Here is a 17,296-nt window from a genome sequence, read left to right as displayed (position 1 = left end):
GGCCTCAGCCGCCGAGGCGCGGACGCGTCAGCACGGGCCAGTAGACGAGCCCGAAGCCGAGGAAGGCGAGCGCCCATGAAAGCCCCGCCGTATGGATCAGCGGCGTATAGAAAGCCGGCAAATAAGCCGCGCCGATGCGGGCCAGAGTGGCGAGGACTACAAGGCAATATATGGCCTGCGTCGCAGCGGACGCGACAAGCGCCCGGCCGGTGTGGCCGAGGCTGGCGCGCGTCATGACCGCGAGCGTCATGGCGCCCACCGCCCCGCCCGTCCAGGCGTGGATGCCGGCCTCGGCGGGCACACCCGTCAGCGCCGCGATGCCGACGAGGAGGAAGCCGAGCGGCACGAACAGATAAGCGACGTGCAGGATGAGCACGAGCCGGTCGCGCGCCGTCCTTTCCCCCGCCCAGCGCGCCAGCCGCACGGCCTGCAGGAGACCGCCGAGGACCAGGAGCGTGCCCGGTACGGGCCCCTCCGGCACGGCCACCCACAGCGCGAGCGCCAGGACGCTCGCAATCATAGACACGACGTCGTAGCGGTTGAAGGCGACGGGCAGGCGGCCCGGATTTTCTCGCGCCAGCCAGTTGCGTGTGAAGCTCGGCACGATGCGCCCGCCGATGAGCATGATGAGCGCGATCGACACCGCCGTGCCCATGCGCGCACCATACTGCGCGATACCGAAGAGAGCCGCCTCCACATGGAAGACGACATTGCCGGCGAAGAGGAGGCCGACCGCGATGAGGACCTTCAGGTTGCGCCAGTTGCTGCCGGCGATGATCTCGCGCGCCGTAGCGAGCGCGACGAGGAGGAGGAAGCTGCAGTCGACGATCGCGGCCGGCCACGCGCCCCATAGCGCCGATCCGGTCACGGCGATGCGCCCGGCGATCCAGGCGGCCACGAGCACTGCGAGGGGCTTTCCCTGGATGGGCAAGCGCCCCGTCCAGTTCGGCACGGCCGTGAGCAGGAAGCCGGTGACGATGGCCGCGACATAGCCGAAGAGCATCTCGTGCACGTGCCAGTCGCGCGGGGAGAAGGCGGTCGCGAACTCCAGCTGGCCGTGGAACATCGGCACCCAGGCGAGGATGGCGAGGCCGGCGTAGATCGCCCCGAGGAGGAAGAAGGGCCGGAAGCCGTAGGAAAGGAGAGCCGGGCCGGTGTAGCGGCGCAGGCGCGGGATGGCGTTCATCGCTCGCTCGTTCGTCAGGAGGAAGGGCGCGGGGGGCAGATCGGCGGCCGTGACGCTGCCGGGTGCTGCCGCGAGTTGCAGCGATGATATCCGCCAAGCCGCCCGGCCCGATTTGATCCATGACAAAGACTCTGCCTGTCCAGGGCGCTTTAGCCTGACGATGACGGAGCCGCGCCTCCTCCGCGGCGGCCCCGGAATGGAGCATGCTATGACGAGCGTCGACCCATCAGTGATTGCGGACGTGCCGCTCTTTGCCGGTCTCTCACGGGCCGAGCATGAGGACATGCTGCGCGACGCGAAGGCAATCCGCGTCGCCAAGGGGCGCCCGGTCTTCGCCCAGGGCGAGGCGGCACATTCCTTTTTCGTCCTCGTCCACGGCCACCTGCGTGTCATGAAGCTGACACCGGACGGGCAGCAGGTCGTCGTACGCTTCGTGGTGCCGGGCGAGATCTTCGGCGTCGCATGCGCCATCGGCTGCAAGACCTATCCGGCAACCGCATCAGCCGTCATCGACAGCGTCGTGCTGGTCTGGCCCTCGGCCGTCTGGCCCGAACTGATCGCCCGCTGGCCGGCGCTGGCGAGCCGCGCCATGCACGCCATCGGCGGCCGCCTGCAGGAAGCACACACCCGTGTCGTCGAGATGTCGACCCGTCAGGTGGAGCAGCGCGTCGCCCATGCCCTGCTGCGCCTCGTGCAGCAAGCCGGCCGCAAGCTCGACAAGGGCGTGGAGATCGCCTTTCCCATCACCCGGCAGGACGTGGCCGAGATGACCGGCACGACCCTGCACACGGTGAGCCGCATCCTCAGCGCCTGGGAGGAGCGCGGCCTCGTCGAGGGCGGACGCCAGCGCATCGTGGTGCGCGAGCCGCACCAGCTCTTCATCCTCGCCGAAAGCAGCCCCGGCGCCTCCGCCTGAACGCTTAGGACGCGCAGCCGCAGCCGCAGCTCTCTCTGCACGGCTCGGCCGCGAGCGCACGCAGTGCGGCGAGGAAGACCGGCAGCTCGACGCCATGCTCGCGGCAGGCCTCCTCGACCGTGTGGAAGCAGCCGATCGGGCAGCCGACGCAATGCATGCGCTGTTCGAGAAAGGCCCGGATGGTCGCCGGCCAGCGGCGCATCACCTCGTCCACATAGTCGCTCGCCTCGATGGTCATGGCGTCGTTCCCGGATGCATGCCGCATCATTGCGTTACGAAGAGCATCACGGCGATGGCGACCGAGGCCGCCACAGCCGCGAGCGTCGCGCCGCCGCGCAGGGCGCCCATGCGATGGAGCGCGAGGGCGAAGATGACGATGAGGGGAGCGGCCACCGTCAGGCCGATCTGCGCCTCGCTCATGCGATGTTCACCCCGTTTGCTCAATGCGACGGCACCATCATGCCCCGGCGCGCACGGCCGGTTTTTGTCCCAGCGCAACGAGCCGGCGCGCAGCGAGCGTCTACCAACCATCCGGACGGAGGAACCGGAGCAATGACGCAGCTGGACGTCGAGGAGCATGCCGCGACAGCCTTGCCGGAAGCGGGCTGGGGGCCTCTTGCGGGCCTGCCTGGCCATCCCATGATGTGGGTTCTGATCGCGAGCGAACTCGCCGTCTTCGGCGCCCTCATCGTCGCCTTCGGCATCGCGGGCGCGCTCGAACCGGACCTGTTCGCCGCCGGCCGCGCTCGCCTCGATCCCCTCCTCGGCGGTATCAACACGCTCGTCCTCGTCACGAGCGGCTTCCTTGCCGCGATGGCCGTCGACGCAGCCGATGCGGGGCGCCGGCGTACCGCGCGCCTTCATGTCGCCGGCGCGATTATCCTCGGCGGTCTCTTCGTCATCGTGAAGCTAATCGAGTATCAGGCGAAATTGGCGGCCGGCATCGGCATCGAGACCGACCGCTTCTTCACGCTCTATTTCCTCGTCACCGGCTTCCATCTGCTGCACGTTTTGCTCGGCATGGTCATCCTCGCCGCGGTCGCGGTGACCGATGCGGACCTGCGCACCGGCACCGCCTTCTGGCACATGGTCGACCTCGTCTGGGTCGTCCTCTACCCTCTCGTCTATCTCGCCGGATGACAGTGATGCGCTCCTCGCCCGTCCGCATCTGGCTCGTCCTCGTCGTCCTGACGCTCGCAACGATCGCAGTAGGCCTGCCAGCCACCGCCGCGCCCTGGCTCGCGGGCCTCGTCGTACTCGGCCTCGCTCTCGCCAAGGGTCGGCTCATCGTGCTTGACTTCCTCGAACTGCGGCGCGCGCCACGGCTCTGGCGCGGCCTCGTCATGGCCTGGCTCTGGGGCGTGACGGGCCTTGCCGTCCTCGCCGGCCTCATCCCGCTTCTCCTTGCCGCCTGAAAAGCGGCTGAGGTGCTCGTCCTCCGGCGGACAAGCGCCGGCCGCGATCAGTTCCCTCGGGCCGAGAGTCGGATGACATTCCAGGACGCCGGCGCCAGTCGCACCCGCACGCGATCCCCCGTGATCTCGACGCCTTCGAGAGATGCGGGCTTGATCTCGTCCGGACGGTCCTTCGTGTTCGTCGCCTTGAGATCGCCGTGGTGCAGCTCGTGGGCCTCGCCCAGTGAGAGCGCGCCGAACCCGCGAACCTGTGTTTCGACTGTAAGCGTTTCCGTGAGATTCCGGTTGAGGGCGAAGAGAGTCACGGTGCCCTCGTCGAGGTTGTCGACGACAGCGAGCTTGAGATAGGGGACATCCGGCATCGGAAAGCTCAGCTCGGACGTGCCGCGCGGATCGTAGTAGACGGTGGTATAGACCGGCGATGACACGCGGGTCTGAAGCACGCGCCCGCGCCCGAACCTGCTCATGTCACGGAAGGGATAGAAGATCGACTGTCGCCACGCTGGCCCGCCCGTCTCGGTCATGATCGGGGCGATGGCATTGACGAGTTGCGCGAGGCAGGCGCTCTTCACGCGGTCGGCGTGGTTGAGCAGCGACAGGCAGGCGCCGCCGAAGGCGAGCGCATCCTGCATGTCATACACCTCCTCGAGGATCGGCGGGGCCACCGGCCAGCCGAGCTTGGTGCGCCCCTCGTTCTTGCGGCGGGTGCGGTACCAGACGTTCCACTCGTCGAAGCTCAGCATGATGCGCTTGGCGGAACGGCGTCGGGCGGCCACCGCATCGGCGATGGCGACCACCTCCTCGATGAAGCTGTCCATCAGGTCCGCACTCGCGAGGAAGGACGGCGTGTCGTCGGCGTAGTTGTTGAGATAGGTGTGGAGCGAAATGAATTCGACATGGTCGAAGCAATGCTCCAGCACCGTGTCCTCCCAGCTGCCGAAGGTTGGCATGTTGCGCGAGGAGGAGCCGCAGGCGGCAAGCTCGATCGTGGGGTCGATCCACTTCATCAGCTTGGCTGCCTCGGTGGCGATGCGGCCGTATTCCGTCGCCGTCTTCATCTCCATCTGCCAGGGGCCATCCATCTCGTTGCCGAGACACCAGAACTTCACACCGTGCGGCTTCTCCCAGCCATGGGCACGCCTGAGGTCCGATAGTTTCGTTCCACCGGGGAAGTTGCAGTATTCGAGGAGTCGACGGGCATCGTCCGGGCCGCGGGTGCCGAGATTGACGGCGAGCATCGGCTCGACGTCAGCAGCCCGGCACCAGTTCATGAACTCGTTGGTGCCGAAGGTATTGGGCTCGGTCGACATCCAGGCGAGGTCGAGCCGGCGCGGCCGCTTCTCGACGGGCCCGACCCCGTCCTCCCAATTGTAGCCCGAGACGAAATTGCCGCCCGGATAGCGGATGATCGTCGGCGCGAGCTCCCGCACGAGGGCGAGCACGTCGCCGCGGAAGCCACGCTCGTCCGCCGTGGGGTGGCCTGGTTCGTAGATGCCGCCGTAGACGCAGCGCCCGAGGTGCTCGACGAAAGCACCGAACAGGCGGGGATCGGTGTCCCCGATGACGAAGTCGCGATCGACGATGACGTGAGCTTCTTTCATGATGGCTCCAGGGATCGGCAGGAGTGAATGTTCAGCGCAAGGAAGGCTGGATGGCCTCGGCGTCGAGCCCCGTTCCGCGCCATGCGCCGTCGACGGACAGGACGGCCTCGCGCAGCCGGATCGAATACGGATGTCGGGGGGCGGCGAGGACCTGTCGCGCATCGCCGGCTTCCACCACCTCGCCGGTCTGCATGATGATGAGGCGGTCGCTGATGTAATAGGCGGTGGCGAGGTCGTGGGTGATGTAGATGATCGACACCCCGAGATCGTCCCTCAGCATGCGGAAGAGGTTGATCACGGTCATGCGCAGCGAGGCGTCGATCATCGAAACCGGCTCGTCCGCCACGATCAGCGAGGGGCTGGACACGAGCGCACGGGCGATGGCGATGCGCTGCAGCTGCCCGCCCGACATCTCGTGCGGAAAGCGGCCGCTGACCTCCGCGAGCGACAGGCCCACCTTGTGCAGCGCGTCGTCCACACGCGTCTCGCGCGCCTCCTTCGTGCGGCAGCCGGAGAAGACCTCGGCGGCGGTGTAGAGATAGCGGTCGACGGGCTTCAGCGGGTTGAAGGCGTCGAACGGGTTCTGGAAGATTGCCTGGACGCGGCTCATGAAGGCCACCCGGTCGCGCCGGCTGCGGATGTGGGCAAGGTCGCGCCCCTCGAAGCGGATGCTCCCGCCGGTGGGCCGGGCCGTGTTCAGGATCATGCTGGCGAGCGTCGACTTGCCGCTGCCGGATTCGCCGATGATGGTGAAGACTTCGGGCCGGTCGGCATCCAGCGAGAAGCTGACGTTGCGCACCGCGCGCTTCATGCGGCGCGAGAACAGCCCGCGGCCGGCGAAGGTCTTGCTGACATTGTCGACATCGAGAAGGTTCGGCTTCACGGGCGTACCTCCTCCATCGCGGGTGCCACGGCATCGGGCGATGCCGTGACGACGTGGCAGGCCACCCGGCGGCCCGGGGCGACGGCAACCATGGGCGGCGCCTCCCGGCGGCAGATGTCGATCGCCAGTGGGCAGCGCGGGTGGAACCGGCAACCGCTCGGCGGCGCGGCGAGATTGGGCGGCGAGCCTTCCAGTCCCTTCTTCGGCGTGTCGTCGCCGATCTGCGGCAGGCTCGAAATGAGGTGACGGGTATAAGGATGCAGCGGCTGGCGGAAGAGATCGCGCGTGCGCCCCTCCTCCACTAGCCGGCCAGCATACATGATGCCGAGCCGATCCGTCAGGTTGGCGTGCACGGCCATGTCGTGTGTGACGAACAGGACCGAGGAGCCGAGCTCGCGCTGGATGCCCCGAAGCATTGCAAGGACGCCCTTCTGCACGATGACGTCGAGCGCCGTGGTCGGCTCGTCGGCGATGATGAACTCCGGCCCGCAGACCGTGGCCAGTGCGATCGCAACCCGCTGGCGCATGCCTCCCGACAGCTCGTGCGGATAGGCGTCGAGCACCGATCTTTCGAGATGCAGGCGCTCGAGGTGACGCCCGATGCGCTCGGCAAAGGCTGCCCCCTTCTCGGGCACGTGCGGCAAGGCGAAATCGGTGAAGGAGTGCCGGATCCGCCGTACCGGGTTCAGCACGCTCATCGAGCCCTGCATGATGTAGGATAGGCGCTTCCAGCGGATCTCGCCCAGTTCGCGCGGGGTGAGGCGATAGATGTCGCGCGTTCCGTCGGAAAAATTGAAGCACACCGACCCCGTCTCGACCGCCAGCGGCGGGCGGATGGCGCCGGCGATGGTCTTGATCAGCGTGCTCTTGCCGGAGCTTGACTCGCCAGCGAGCCCATAGATCTCATTGCGGCCGATGGCGAAGGTGACATCATCGACGGCCCGCACCTCGCGGTCGATGCCGAAGAGCTTGAGTCGGTAATAGGCCTTGAGGCGGTCGACCGACAGGAGCGGGATTGCCGCGTCGTCCTCGGCAGCGGCGGATGCGGCCGCAGGGTGCAGCAGGGTCATGCCTGGCCTCCCAGGCGGCTGAGGCGGCTGCGCGGATCGATGTATTCGTTCATCGAGATGGCCAGCAGGAACAGCCCGATGAAGAGCAGCACCACGAGGGCGATGGGAAAAGCCACCCACCACCAGATGCCGGACACGAGCGCCGTGTGCTGGTTGGCCCAGTAGATCATACCGCCGATGGTCGGGGTGTTGATGTCGGTGAAGCCGAGCACCGACAGCGTCACCTCGATGCCGATCGACCAGTTGATGTTGTTGAGCGTGGTCGAGAAGACGATCGGCAGCACGAACGGCAGATGCTCCTGCCAGACGATCCGGCCGGTGCCCATGCCCGAGAACACCGCCTGGCGCGTGAATTCGCGCGTGCGCAGGCTCATGGCGATAGAGCGGATGAGGCGCGCGTCATATGCCCAGCCAAGCAGGGCGACGATCAGCGCGAGCAGGCCCCAGGTCATCTGGTCGCGCATGATGAAGTAGAAGAGGACAAGGATCGGGAAGAGCGGGATGACGACGAATGTGTCGTTGAGCGACATGAGCACCCGGTCGACCCAGCCGCCGCGATAGCCGGAGACGAGGCCGACGCATAGCGAGATGACGCGGCTGATGACGGCCACCACGATGCCGAACAGCAGCGTGTTGCGGATGGCGAAGGTCAACTGCCAGAAGACGTCTTGGCCGCGCGAGGTGGTGCCGAACGGATGTTGCCATGATGGCGGCAGGTCCGGCGGCACAACATAGACGTCGAGCGGCGGATAGGGCGAGAAGAAGGAACTCGCGGCGACCGCCACGACGATGAGGACGAGCAGCAGTCCGGTAGCGAATTCCTTGTTGTAGTAGAACAGGTCGCGCAGGACCTTCAGCGTGTTCATCAGGCTGCCTCCACGCGCGGATCGATCAGGGGATAGAGGAGGTCGATCAGGAGGACCATAGTTGACACGCCAAGGATCGAGATGGTCGTGATGCCGAGAACGAGGCTGTAGTCGCCGGCATGGACCGCGCTGATGAGGAGCGAGCCGATGCCGGGATAGCCGAAGACCTGCTCCGTGATGATCGCGCCGTTGAAGATGGCGCCGAGCTGGAGGGCAAGGCCGGTGACTTGGGGGCCGATGGCATTGCGCATCACGTAGTGCCGCAGGATCTTGCCGCGCCGGACGCCGGCAAGTTCCGCATAGGTGACGTAATCTTCCGTAACGATGTTGGAGACCAGCGAGCGCATGCCCATGAACCATCCGCCGATGCCGGCCGCCATGAGCGAGAGCACGGGCAGGATGGAATGAATGACGACGTCGAGCGCGAAGCCGACGACGTCGGTGCGGTCGGCCGCCATCGAGGCCCCGCCGCTGATCGGGAGGATCGGCCACAGATAGCCGAAGGCGAGCAGCATCACGAAGGCCACGACGTAGTAGGGAACAGGGTGCAGCCCCGCGGTGACGACGCCGAAGGCCCTCAGGACGCGGTTCTCGCGATAGTAGCCGGCAAGACCGCCAAGCAGGTTGCCGAGGAACCAGGTGAGCAAGGTCGATACGAGCAGCAGCCCGACCGTCCAGGGCAGCGCCCGCAGGATGAGTTCCGAGACCGGCGTGGGAAAGGCCGAGAGGGATGGCCCGAAATCACCCACCAGCACCCGCTGCCAGAACGACAGATACTGCTGCCACGGCGAGCCCTCGAGCCCGTAGAGCTCGCTGAGCGAGCGGCGCATCATCTCGATGGCTTCAGGGCTCGTGCTGCCGTAAGCGGTCGCCGCCGAGATTGTCTGCTCGACCGGGTTGATCGGCGTGCTGTGGGTCACGACGTAGGCGATGTTGATGCCCACGAAGACCACGACGGCGAACTGCAGCAGACGTTTCGACAGATAGGTCAGGTAAGGCTTCATGGACCATCCCTCGGCGCTGTCCGGGACGGGCGCTGGCCCGTCCCGCTTGCCGTCACTTGCCGGTCGGCTTCAGCCTGACCATCATGGCGCGTGAGTTGCCCCAGTTGGGGACGGGATTGGCGTATGGGTCCTCCGCCGTCGGGTAGCCGGTCCAGTAGGTCTCGTCCATGGCCGTGAAGACGTTGTAGGCCATGAGCGGGATGATCGGCATCTCGCGCACCATGAGCTTCACGTACTCACGGCCAAGCTTGACGGTGCGGGGATCGTCGAAATCAATCCGGCGCACCGCCTCGATGATCCTGTCAAGTTCGGGACTCGCCCAGCGCTGCCAGTTGCGCGGCGACTGGGTCTTGCCGGCCGGCGCGACGAACTGGGAATGCCAGCTGTCCAGGAAAAACGACAAATCGGGGTGGCCTCCGTAGGTTTCGACACTCCAAGAGATCAGGATCTCGAAGTCGCCCGTGTTGCGGCGGTCGAGCATGGTGCCCTGCGCAACCTCGGTCTTGGCATCGATGCCGAACTGGCGCCATTGCTGGACGATCATGGTGCCGGCCCGCGTCAGGATGGGGCGCGTCTCACCCTCGACCATCACCTTGACGGAGAAGGGCTTGCCGTCGGGCATGTACCAGCTGTTGCCCCGCTTGGTGAAACCCGCCTTCTGTAGGAGTTCCGCTGCCGCCTGCGGATCGGCCTTCCACCAGCCGTAGCCGAAGGCCCTGTCGATCTCGGCCGGATCCGTGGGGATCTGGTCCCCCATGCTCGGCCGAAGCATATCGGCGATCTGCGCGCCGATGGTCGGATCATAGGGGCGGATCTTGCGCTTGCCGGTATCGAGCTCGAACGACGCCAGCCAGTCCCGCAGGGGAACGTGATAATCCTCGGGATGGGTGCCCGTCGGCGGGATGGCGATCGGCGACAGCGTCGCCGCACCCCGGTAGGCCGCCATGGAAACCGCCTTGATGTCGATGAGCATCGCCAGCGCCCAGCGCACGTCACGGTTCTGGAAGGCGGGATTCTGCATATTGAAGATCACTGACGGCAGCGTCGGATCGGGATGCGCGAAGGGGAAATTCTTGAACCAGGTCTTCAGGCTGTCCGACTGCTTGGTGAGCGTGAACATGCCTTCAGGCGCGATGTCGTGCACCACGTCGAGGTTGTGGTTGAGCTGGGCGATGACGCGCTTGTCCGGCGGGCCGGGATCGACATAGGCGGCATAGGTGGGGCCGGGCTCGCCGTAGCGGCCAAGCGTCGTGCGCTGCCAGTCATCGCGCTTCTGCCAGATGTACCATTTGCCGTTCGGGTCGAAGCTGTGCAGCTTGTAGGCGCCCAGCGAAACCGGCGGGTTGAAGTCGAACTTCAGCGGGTCGCCCGCCTTTTCGAAGACATGCTTGGGCATGATCCAGATGGCATTGAAGCGTACCGTGAACAGCGCATGGAAGCGCGAGTTCGGCTTCTTCAGCTTGAAATGCACGGTGTGCGCGTCGGGCGCCGAGACGCTCTCGACATTGAGCGAAAGCAGCGCGCTCCAGCGCATGCCGGGATTCTTGATCTGCGACTCGACGGTGTAGACGACATCGTCGGCGGTGAAGGCGACGCCGTCGCTCCAGTAGATGTCGGACTTCAGCTTCACCGTCATTTCGGTGAAGTCACTGTTGTAGATCGGCTTCTCGGAGGCGAGCGAGTTCTCCCACGGCCCATCGAGACCCCGCTCGGGATCAATGTACCAGAGGGTGTCGAGGGCGAGCTGGTGCAGGCCCGTGAACTGGCCGCCGGCGTTCAGCGTCCAGATGTTGAACCAGCCCGGATTCTTGATGGTACCTTCGGGGTTCTCGAGGATGATGGTCTGGGATCGCGGCACGCCGGGTACGGTAACCTGGGCGAACGCCGTTTCGGCCTGCAAGGTCAAGCCACTCGCGCCGAGGAGCAGCCCGGACGCGAGCGAAAGCATGCGCAGCATGTGCATGGGTGTTTCCTCCACTGCCGTATTTGGCTTTTTCTTTGAGTTAACACCGCAGGAATTGCATTGGTCAACGAGAACTTGATATATATCCGAACTTACGATTAAAATAGCGCCCATCCATCGGGGCGAGAGAACGGCACGATGAGCGATTTCAAGAGGAAGTTCCTGACCCTGTTCGCGTCGGAAAGCGGCGAGACGATCCGCGCCCTCGCTTCCCCGGCCAGGGTGCGCGCTCTCAAGCTCCTGCGCGAGCACGGCGCGCTCAATGTGAACGAGATCAGCGAGGCACTCGACCTGCCACAGTCCACCGTTGCGACCCATATCCAGGTGCTCGAGCGGGCTGGCCTCCTGGAGACGGAGACGAGGAAGGCCTCCAAGGGGCAGCAAAAGGTCTGCTCCGTTCGTTACGACGAGATCATCATCCGCCTCGACGACCAGGATGCGCTCGCCGGCAAGGATTACGTCGAGGTCGCGATGCCGATCGGGCTCTACACCGGCTGCCAGGTGACCGCGCCCTGCGGACTGTGCTCGACGGACAGCGTCCTCGGCGTGCTCGACGTGCCCGACTTCTTCCTCGACCCGCAGCGGATGAACGCCTCGCTCGTGTGGTTCAGCCGCGGCTATCTCGAATACAAGTTCCCGAACAACGGCAAGGTCCTGGGAGCGGAGATCGACCGCCTCGAATTCATCATGGAGCTGTCGTCGGAAGTGCCGGGCACCAGCCTTGACTGGCCGTCCGAAATCAGCCTCTGGGTCAACGACGTCAAGGTCGGCAGCTGGATCTCGCCGGGCGATTTCGGCGACAAGAGGGGCGTCTATACCCCCCAATGGTGGAAGCTCGAAGGCTCGCAGTACGGCAAGCTCGTCACCTGGCAAATCAACCGCAACGGCACGTCGGTCAACGACGTGCAGATCTCCTCCGTCTCACTCGACCAGCTCGGGCTGGACATGCACCATGGCATCCGCATGCGCATCGGCATCGATGACAACGCGCGCCACCCCGGCGGGCTGAACATCTTCGGGCGCGGCTTCGGCAATCATGACCAGGACATCATCATGCGCCTGCGCCTGAAGCCGCCGGCAGAAGCCGGGGCATAACCCCTCATCACACCGAAGCCTCTGGACGAGAACCCGCACCGGGCGGTCGGATCCACCTTGCAGGCGCCACGCCGCAGAGTTCGCCGTCGACATCACGCCCGCCGGCCAAGGCTCCAGGTGCTTGTGCCAGCACAAAGAGCCTGCCGTCCCGCAAGCTAGTTTCCAAACGATCGTGCGCGGTCCCCGCTACAAGCGACGCCGCGCGCCTGATCTCCCGATCTAGCGAGAGAGGACGCGTGATGGCTGACAGCCTCACCAAATCGGCGGCGAGGAACGTCTTCTATGGCGGCTCGCTGTTCTTCTTTGTCATCTTCGTCGGCCTGACTGCCCACAGCCATTACTTCATGGTCAATACATCGACCGACAAGGCGGGGCTGACGGATGCCGTAGCGCGCGGCAAGCACGTGTGGGAGAAGCACTCCTGCATCAACTGCCACACCCTGCTCGGCGAGGGCGCCTATTTCGCCCCCGAGCTCGGGAACCTCTGGGACCGCTGGGGCGGCACGGAGGATCCCGAAACGGCGCGCGAGATGCTGAAGGCGTGGATGCAGTCGCAGCCCACGGGCATCGAGGGCCGGCGCCAGATGCCGCAGTTCAACCTGAGCGACCAGGAACTCAACGACCTTGCCGATTTCCTCGAATGGACGGGCCGGATCAAGACGCAGAACTGGCCGCCCAACAAGGCCGGCTGAGGAGTGCCGACAATGCGATACGAATCCCAGAAGGTGGCGCTCATCTATTTCTATGGCGCCCTCGTGCTCTTTCTCGCCCAGGTCAGCTTCGGCGTTGTCGCCGGCACCATCTACGTGCTGCCCAACACGCTCTCCGAGCTGCTGCCCTTCAACATCGTGCGCATGATTCACACCAACGCGCTCGTGGTGTGGCTGCTGATGGGCTTCATGGGCGCGACCTATTACCTCCTGCCGGAGGAGACGGAGACCGAACTCTACAGCACCGGCCTCGCCAAGCTGCAGTTCTGGCTCTTCTTCGTCGCCGCCGGTATCGCCGTCGTCGGCTATCTCTTCCGCATCCACGAGGGGCGCGAGTTCCTCGAGCAGCCCTTCGCCATCAAGGTCGGCATCGTCGTCGTCGCCCTCATCTTCCTCTTCAACGTCACCATGACGGCGCTGAAGGGCCGCAAGACGGTGGTGACGAACATCCTGCTCTTCGGCCTGTGGGGTATGGCGCTGTTCTTCCTGTTCGCCTTCTACAACCCGGCGAACCTCGCGCTCGACAAGATGTACTGGTGGTACGTCATCCACCTGTGGGTCGAGGGCGTGTGGGAGCTGATCATGGCCTCGGTGCTGGCCTTCCTCATGATCAAGCTCAACGGCATCGACCGCGAGGTGGTGGAGAAGTGGCTCTACGTCATCGTCGGCCTCGCCCTCTTCTCCGGCATCCTCGGCACCGGCCACCACTATTACTGGATCGGCGCGCCCGGCTACTGGCAGTGGATCGGCTCGCTGTTCTCGACGCTGGAGGTCGCGCCCTTCTTCACCATGGTCGCCTTCACCGTGACCATGACCTGGAAGGCCGGGCGCCGGCACCCCAACCGAGCCGCGCTGCTATGGTCCGTCGGCTGCTCGATCATGGCCTTCCTCGGCGCGGGCGTGTGGGGCTTCCTGCACACGCTTTCCTCGGTCAACTACTACACCCACGGCACCCAGGTGACGGCGGCGCACGGGCACCTCGCCTTCTACGGCGCCTATGTGATGCTCAACCTCGCCGTCATGGCCTATGCCTGGCCGCAGCTGACCGGCCGGACCCCCTACAACCAGTGGCTCTCCATGGCGAGCTGCTGGCTGATGAGCACGGCGATGATGGTAATGACCTTCGCCCTCACCTTCGCCGGCGTCATCCAGGTGCATCTGCAACGGGTGCTCGGCGAAGGCTACATGGACGTGCAGGACCAGCTGGCGCTGTTCTACTGGATCCGCCTCGGCTCCGGCGTGGTCGTCGTCGTCGCCGCGCTGATGTTCGTCTGGGCCGTGCTGGTGCCGGGCCGCGAGCGCACCGCACCTTCCGGCGGCACGCTGCAGCCCGCCGAATGACCGGACGGGGCGGCACGAGCCGCCCCTTCCCTTCGCTTCCCCGAACAAAGGGCCCTCCCATGCTCCGCGCACTGGACACCGCGCCCGTCCCGGCCGTTCCCTACTACGTGCCGGCGGGCAACGAATGCACGCTCTTCGCCCACGCCCACCGCAACCGCCTGCCGGTGCTGCTGAAGGGGCCGACCGGCTGCGGCAAGACACGTTTCGTCGCCCACATGGCGGCGGAGCTCGGCCTGCCGCTCTTCACCGTCTCCTGCCATGACGACCTCGCGGCGGCCGATCTCACCGGCCGCTATCTCCTCAAGGCAGGCGAGACGGTCTGGGTCGACGGCCCTCTGACCCGAGCCGTGCGCGAGGGCGGCATTTGCTACCTCGACGAGGTGGTGGAGGCGCGCAAGGACGTCACCGTGGTGCTGCATCCCCTCTCCGACGACCGGCGCATCCTGCCGCTGGAGCGCACGGGCGAGGAGCTCGCCGCGCCCGACGGCTTCATGCTCGTCGTCTCCTACAATCCCGGCTATCAGAACCTTCTGAAGGCGCTGAAGCCGAGCACACGCCAGCGCTTCGTCGCCATCAGCTTCGACTTCCTGCCACCGGAGCGCGAAACGGCCGTCGTCGCGGCCGAGAGCGGCCTTGCGGAAGGCAAGGTACGGCCGCTCGTCAGCCTCGCCGGCCGGCTGCGCGCCCTCAAGGGCCAGGATCTCGAGGAAGGTATCTCGACGCGTCTCCTCGTCTATTGCGCGACGCTGATTGCCGCCGGCATGCCGGCCGAGGAGGCCGTGACCGCCACGATGATCGAGCCGCTGACCGACGAGCCCGACGTGCGCACCGCGCTCGCCGAAATCGCCCGCGCGACACTGGGCTGACCGCCATGCTGGACTTCCTCGAGCTCGAAGAGACTGTCGGCCGTGCCTGGCATCGCCTCGTCGGCGACGCGGCGAGCTACCGACGTCACCCGGAGGCGAGCGTCGGCCTCGAGGAGGTGCGCGGCGCGCTCGCGGTCTTCTTCCGCGGCCTCGGCGGCGAGGCGGGCGTGCAGCTCGCCGCCAGCGCCGGCCGCACTTTCCATCACCGCCTGACGCTGCGCCAGCGCGTCGGCATGGCGGATGAACGGCTCGAGCAGCCGCGGCGCGATACGGGCTCGCTCGTCCTGCCCGCGCGCATCGACCTGCTGCCGGAAGCGCGCCTCAACCGCGCGCTCTATTTCTGGCTCGCGGCCTATGGCGTGCACACGTCGCTCGCGCCGGTCAACGAGGCCGATCCCCTGCGCCGCGATCTCGCCGTCCTCCTGCGGGCGCGCGATACGGTCGGCCGCGTGCTTTCCGCCCAGCCCGGCCTCGTGACGACTTATCGCGACCTCTGCGAGGCGCTTCTCGCCGTGCGGCCCAGCCGCCCCCTGCCGGCGGTGGAGCGGGAGGTCGAGCGTCTCGTCCACGCCCTGTTGACCGGCGAGACGCCGGAGGCGCTCGACGAGGTGGCGCACAGCCTGGCCCAAGGCAGCGTCCATGCGCCGGCAAACTATCAGCCTTTCCTGCCCGTTCCGCTCTGGGTCGATGCCGCCGCGCGGCCGGCCGAGGCGACACCGAGCGCCGACGAGCCGGCCCGCAACGGCCTGCTCGCGCCGGTGGTCGACCTACGCAAGCGCCTTGCCCGGCGGCGCGAGGCGGATGCCGCGCAGCGGCGCGATCCCTTCGTGCTCAACCGCTTCGAGAAGATGCTCGCCATCGCCGAGATGGTGAACGTCTCGCGCCCGTCGGACGGCGACGAGGACGAGGAGGCCGAGAAGGCCGCCGACGATGTGGAGGAGCTGACGGTCTCGCGGCGCCAGCCGGGCCGGCCGGCCGCGCGCTTCAAGTTCGACCTCGACCTGCCGCCCGAGGCGGTGGACACGGCGGCCCTGGCTGGCCTCAACACCTATCCGGAATGGGACTACACGCGCCGCGCCTATCTTCCCGGCCATTGCCGGGTGCTGGCCGGCACCGCGCGCGAGGAGGGCGAGCGGTGGACACCGGACGAAGCCGCCCGCCGGCGCATCCGGCGCGTACGCCGCCAGTTCGAGGCACTCAGGCCCCGGCGCGAGACGCTGCGCGCCCAGCTCGACGGCGAGGACGTCGACATTGATGCGCTCGTGCGCTCGATCAGCGAGATCCGCGCCGGCGGCGAGGGCTCGGACCGGCTACACCTCATGAACCGGCCGCTCGGCCACGATCTCGCGGTGACGCTGCTCGTCGACGTGTCGCTGTCAACCGATGCCTGGGTCGATGGCCACCGCGTGCTCGACGTCGAGAAGGAGGCGCTGCTGACGCTCGCCCACGGCCTCGCCGCCTGCGGCGACAATGCCGAGATCCTCACCTTCACCTCGCGGCGACGCTCCTGGGTGCGGGTCGAGACCGTCAAGGGTTTCGACGAGCCCATGGGCTCGATCGTCGAGCGCCGCATCGCGGCCCTGAGGCCTGGTTATTACACGCGCATCGGCGCCGCGTTGCGGCACGCCAGCGCGCAGCTCGCCAAGCGCCCGAATCGCAAGCGCCTCCTCATCGTTCTGACCGACGGCAAGCCGAACGACGTCGACCACTATGAAGGCCGCTTCGGCCTCGAAGACACGCGCCGTGCCGTGCGCGAGGCGCGGCGGGGCGGCGTCGCCGTCTTCGGCGTAACCGTGGACCGCGAGGCGCAGTCGTATTTCCCGGCCATCTTCGGCCGGGGCGGCTATGCCATTGTCGGCCGGATCGCCCGCCTCCCGGCAGCCCTGCCGGCCATCTACCGTCAGTTGATGCGTTAGGCCTTGGCCGCCACCAACGGACATGAGCAGGAGAAAGGAGGACACGGGCAAGGAATCGCGACCGGTCCGTCCGACCGCCTCACCGGCCATGACATGGATCAAAGGCGTGGTCCGGCTGTTACGGCACGCTGCCGAGGCTGGAAATCATTCCCGCTGGGGACCGCCTTGACAGGCACATGCAGCAATGTTGTCATCATTACATTGTAAAAAAGAAAAAATGCCTCGGCCTTTCGCAAGGCCGTGCAGTTGTGCCGGAGGAGACAATCGTCATGCCTGATCGGCAGGAGCCGGCCACGACGGAAACAGTGCCAACCCCCTCGCGGCGGGAAGAATTCTCCGCCTTCATCATCCTTGCCATCCTGATCTGGCCGGTTCTGGCCGTCGGCATTGTCGGCGGCTACGGCTTCCTCGTATGGATGTGGCAGATCGTCTTCGGCCCGCCGGGCCCTCCGCATTGAGGAGGC

Annotated in this window: 18 protein-coding genes; 9 read left to right on the top strand and 9 right to left on the bottom strand. The window is 66.4% G+C overall.

The genetic code is table 11. The annotated features are described in order from the left end of the window. Positions 1–4 precede the first annotated feature (4 nt). Positions 5–1,186, bottom strand: coding sequence for an NnrS family protein (locus BOQ54_RS18095; RefSeq protein WP_071924660.1), 1,182 nt, complete (start codon positions 1,184–1,186; stop codon positions 5–7). Positions 1,187–1,394: 208 nt separating this feature from the next. Between BOQ54_RS18095 and BOQ54_RS18090 the strand changes: the two genes are divergently transcribed. Next, positions 1,395–2,102: a Crp/Fnr family transcriptional regulator gene (locus BOQ54_RS18090; RefSeq protein WP_055458680.1), complete on the top strand. Its 708-nt coding sequence runs from the start codon at positions 1,395–1,397 to the stop codon at positions 2,100–2,102. Between the two features lie 4 nt (positions 2,103–2,106). Here BOQ54_RS18090 and BOQ54_RS18085 read toward each other — a convergent pair whose 3' ends face one another. Together BOQ54_RS18085 and BOQ54_RS20110 are read right to left on the bottom strand one after the other, a co-directional pair. Continuing rightward, positions 2,107–2,340 carry a DUF1858 domain-containing protein gene (locus BOQ54_RS18085; RefSeq protein WP_063189054.1) on the bottom strand — a complete coding sequence of 78 codons (234 nt, stop codon included), beginning with the start codon at positions 2,338–2,340 and terminating at the stop codon, positions 2,107–2,109. Positions 2,341–2,366: 26 nt separating this feature from the next. Further along, positions 2,367–2,522, bottom strand: a complete 156-nt coding sequence (locus tag BOQ54_RS20110; protein ID WP_096335257.1) for a hypothetical protein — start codon at positions 2,520–2,522, stop codon at positions 2,367–2,369. Positions 2,523–2,654: 132 nt separating this feature from the next. Between BOQ54_RS20110 and BOQ54_RS18080 the strand changes: the two genes are divergently transcribed. Together BOQ54_RS18080 and BOQ54_RS18075 are read left to right on the top strand one after the other, a co-directional pair. Next, positions 2,655–3,242 carry a cytochrome c oxidase subunit 3 gene (locus tag BOQ54_RS18080; protein WP_055458681.1) on the top strand — a complete coding sequence of 196 codons (588 nt, stop codon included), beginning with the start codon at positions 2,655–2,657 and terminating at the stop codon, positions 3,240–3,242. A gap of 5 nt (positions 3,243–3,247) precedes the next feature. Then, positions 3,248–3,517 carry a cytochrome C oxidase subunit IV family protein gene (locus BOQ54_RS18075; protein WP_071924659.1) on the top strand — a complete coding sequence of 90 codons (270 nt, stop codon included), beginning with the start codon at positions 3,248–3,250 and terminating at the stop codon, positions 3,515–3,517. Positions 3,518–3,564: 47 nt separating this feature from the next. Here the strand turns inward: BOQ54_RS18075 and BOQ54_RS18070 are convergent, their stop codons facing one another. Genes BOQ54_RS18070 through BOQ54_RS18045 form a run of 6 tightly spaced genes read right to left on the bottom strand, consistent with a single transcriptional unit; the run spans position 3,565 to position 10,898 of the window. Beyond that, positions 3,565–5,118 carry an alpha-N-arabinofuranosidase gene (locus BOQ54_RS18070; RefSeq protein WP_071924658.1) on the bottom strand — a complete coding sequence of 518 codons (1,554 nt, stop codon included), beginning with the start codon at positions 5,116–5,118 and terminating at the stop codon, positions 3,565–3,567. Positions 5,119–5,149: 31 nt separating this feature from the next. After that, entirely contained in the window at positions 5,150–6,001 is an 852-nt protein-coding gene (locus BOQ54_RS18065) for an ABC transporter ATP-binding protein (RefSeq protein ID WP_055458684.1), read from the bottom strand. Next, positions 5,998–7,071, bottom strand: coding sequence for an ABC transporter ATP-binding protein (locus tag BOQ54_RS18060; RefSeq protein ID WP_063188868.1), 1,074 nt, complete (start codon positions 7,069–7,071; stop codon positions 5,998–6,000). The genes BOQ54_RS18065 and BOQ54_RS18060 overlap by 4 nt, the downstream gene beginning before the upstream one ends. Next, complete coding sequence (locus BOQ54_RS18055; RefSeq protein ID WP_055458686.1) at positions 7,068–7,937, bottom strand: ABC transporter permease; 870 nt, start codon at positions 7,935–7,937, stop codon at positions 7,068–7,070. Before BOQ54_RS18055 ends, BOQ54_RS18060 begins: the two co-directional genes overlap by 4 nt. Next, a complete protein-coding gene (locus tag BOQ54_RS18050; RefSeq protein ID WP_055458687.1) occupies positions 7,937–8,941 on the bottom strand; it encodes an ABC transporter permease in 1,005 nt (334 codons plus the stop codon). The genes BOQ54_RS18055 and BOQ54_RS18050 overlap by 1 nt, the downstream gene beginning before the upstream one ends. A 52-nt stretch (positions 8,942–8,993) precedes the next feature. After that, complete coding sequence (locus tag BOQ54_RS18045) at positions 8,994–10,898, bottom strand: ABC transporter substrate-binding protein (protein WP_071924791.1); 1,905 nt, start codon at positions 10,896–10,898, stop codon at positions 8,994–8,996. Between the two features lie 144 nt (positions 10,899–11,042). Here BOQ54_RS18045 and BOQ54_RS18040 point away from each other — a divergent pair, with 144 nt between their 5' ends. From BOQ54_RS18040 to napE, 6 genes are all read left to right on the top strand, one after another. After that, positions 11,043–11,999, top strand: coding sequence for an ArsR/SmtB family transcription factor (locus BOQ54_RS18040; protein WP_055458688.1), 957 nt, complete (start codon positions 11,043–11,045; stop codon positions 11,997–11,999). 239 nt (positions 12,000–12,238) lie between these two features. Then, entirely contained in the window at positions 12,239–12,691 is a 453-nt protein-coding gene (locus BOQ54_RS18035) for a c-type cytochrome (protein ID WP_055458689.1), read from the top strand. A 12-nt stretch (positions 12,692–12,703) separates the two neighbouring features. Continuing rightward, positions 12,704–14,050 carry a cbb3-type cytochrome c oxidase subunit I gene (locus BOQ54_RS18030; RefSeq protein WP_055458690.1) on the top strand — a complete coding sequence of 449 codons (1,347 nt, stop codon included), beginning with the start codon at positions 12,704–12,706 and terminating at the stop codon, positions 14,048–14,050. Between the two features lie 59 nt (positions 14,051–14,109). Next, the gene (locus tag BOQ54_RS18025; protein ID WP_063188872.1) at positions 14,110–14,916 is read left to right on the top strand and encodes a CbbQ/NirQ/NorQ/GpvN family protein; all 807 of its coding nucleotides are present in this window, start codon (positions 14,110–14,112) and stop codon (positions 14,914–14,916) included. Between the two features lie 5 nt (positions 14,917–14,921). Next, entirely contained in the window at positions 14,922–16,832 is a 1,911-nt protein-coding gene (locus BOQ54_RS18020; RefSeq protein ID WP_071924657.1) for a nitric oxide reductase activation protein NorD, read from the top strand. Positions 16,833–17,101: 269 nt separating this feature from the next. Beyond that, positions 17,102–17,290 (top strand): periplasmic nitrate reductase, NapE protein, encoded by a 189-nt coding sequence (napE, locus tag BOQ54_RS18015; protein ID WP_055458693.1) that lies wholly within the window; start codon positions 17,102–17,104, stop codon positions 17,288–17,290. Positions 17,291–17,296: the final 6 nt, after the last annotated feature.

The sequence above is a fragment of the Chelatococcus daeguensis genome (assembly GCF_001887265.1).
Taxonomy (GTDB): domain Bacteria; phylum Pseudomonadota; class Alphaproteobacteria; order Rhizobiales; family Beijerinckiaceae; genus Chelatococcus_A; species Chelatococcus_A sambhunathii.
Note: the sequence above shows the minus strand (reverse complement) of the source record. Positions and strands in the feature narration are given on the sequence as shown.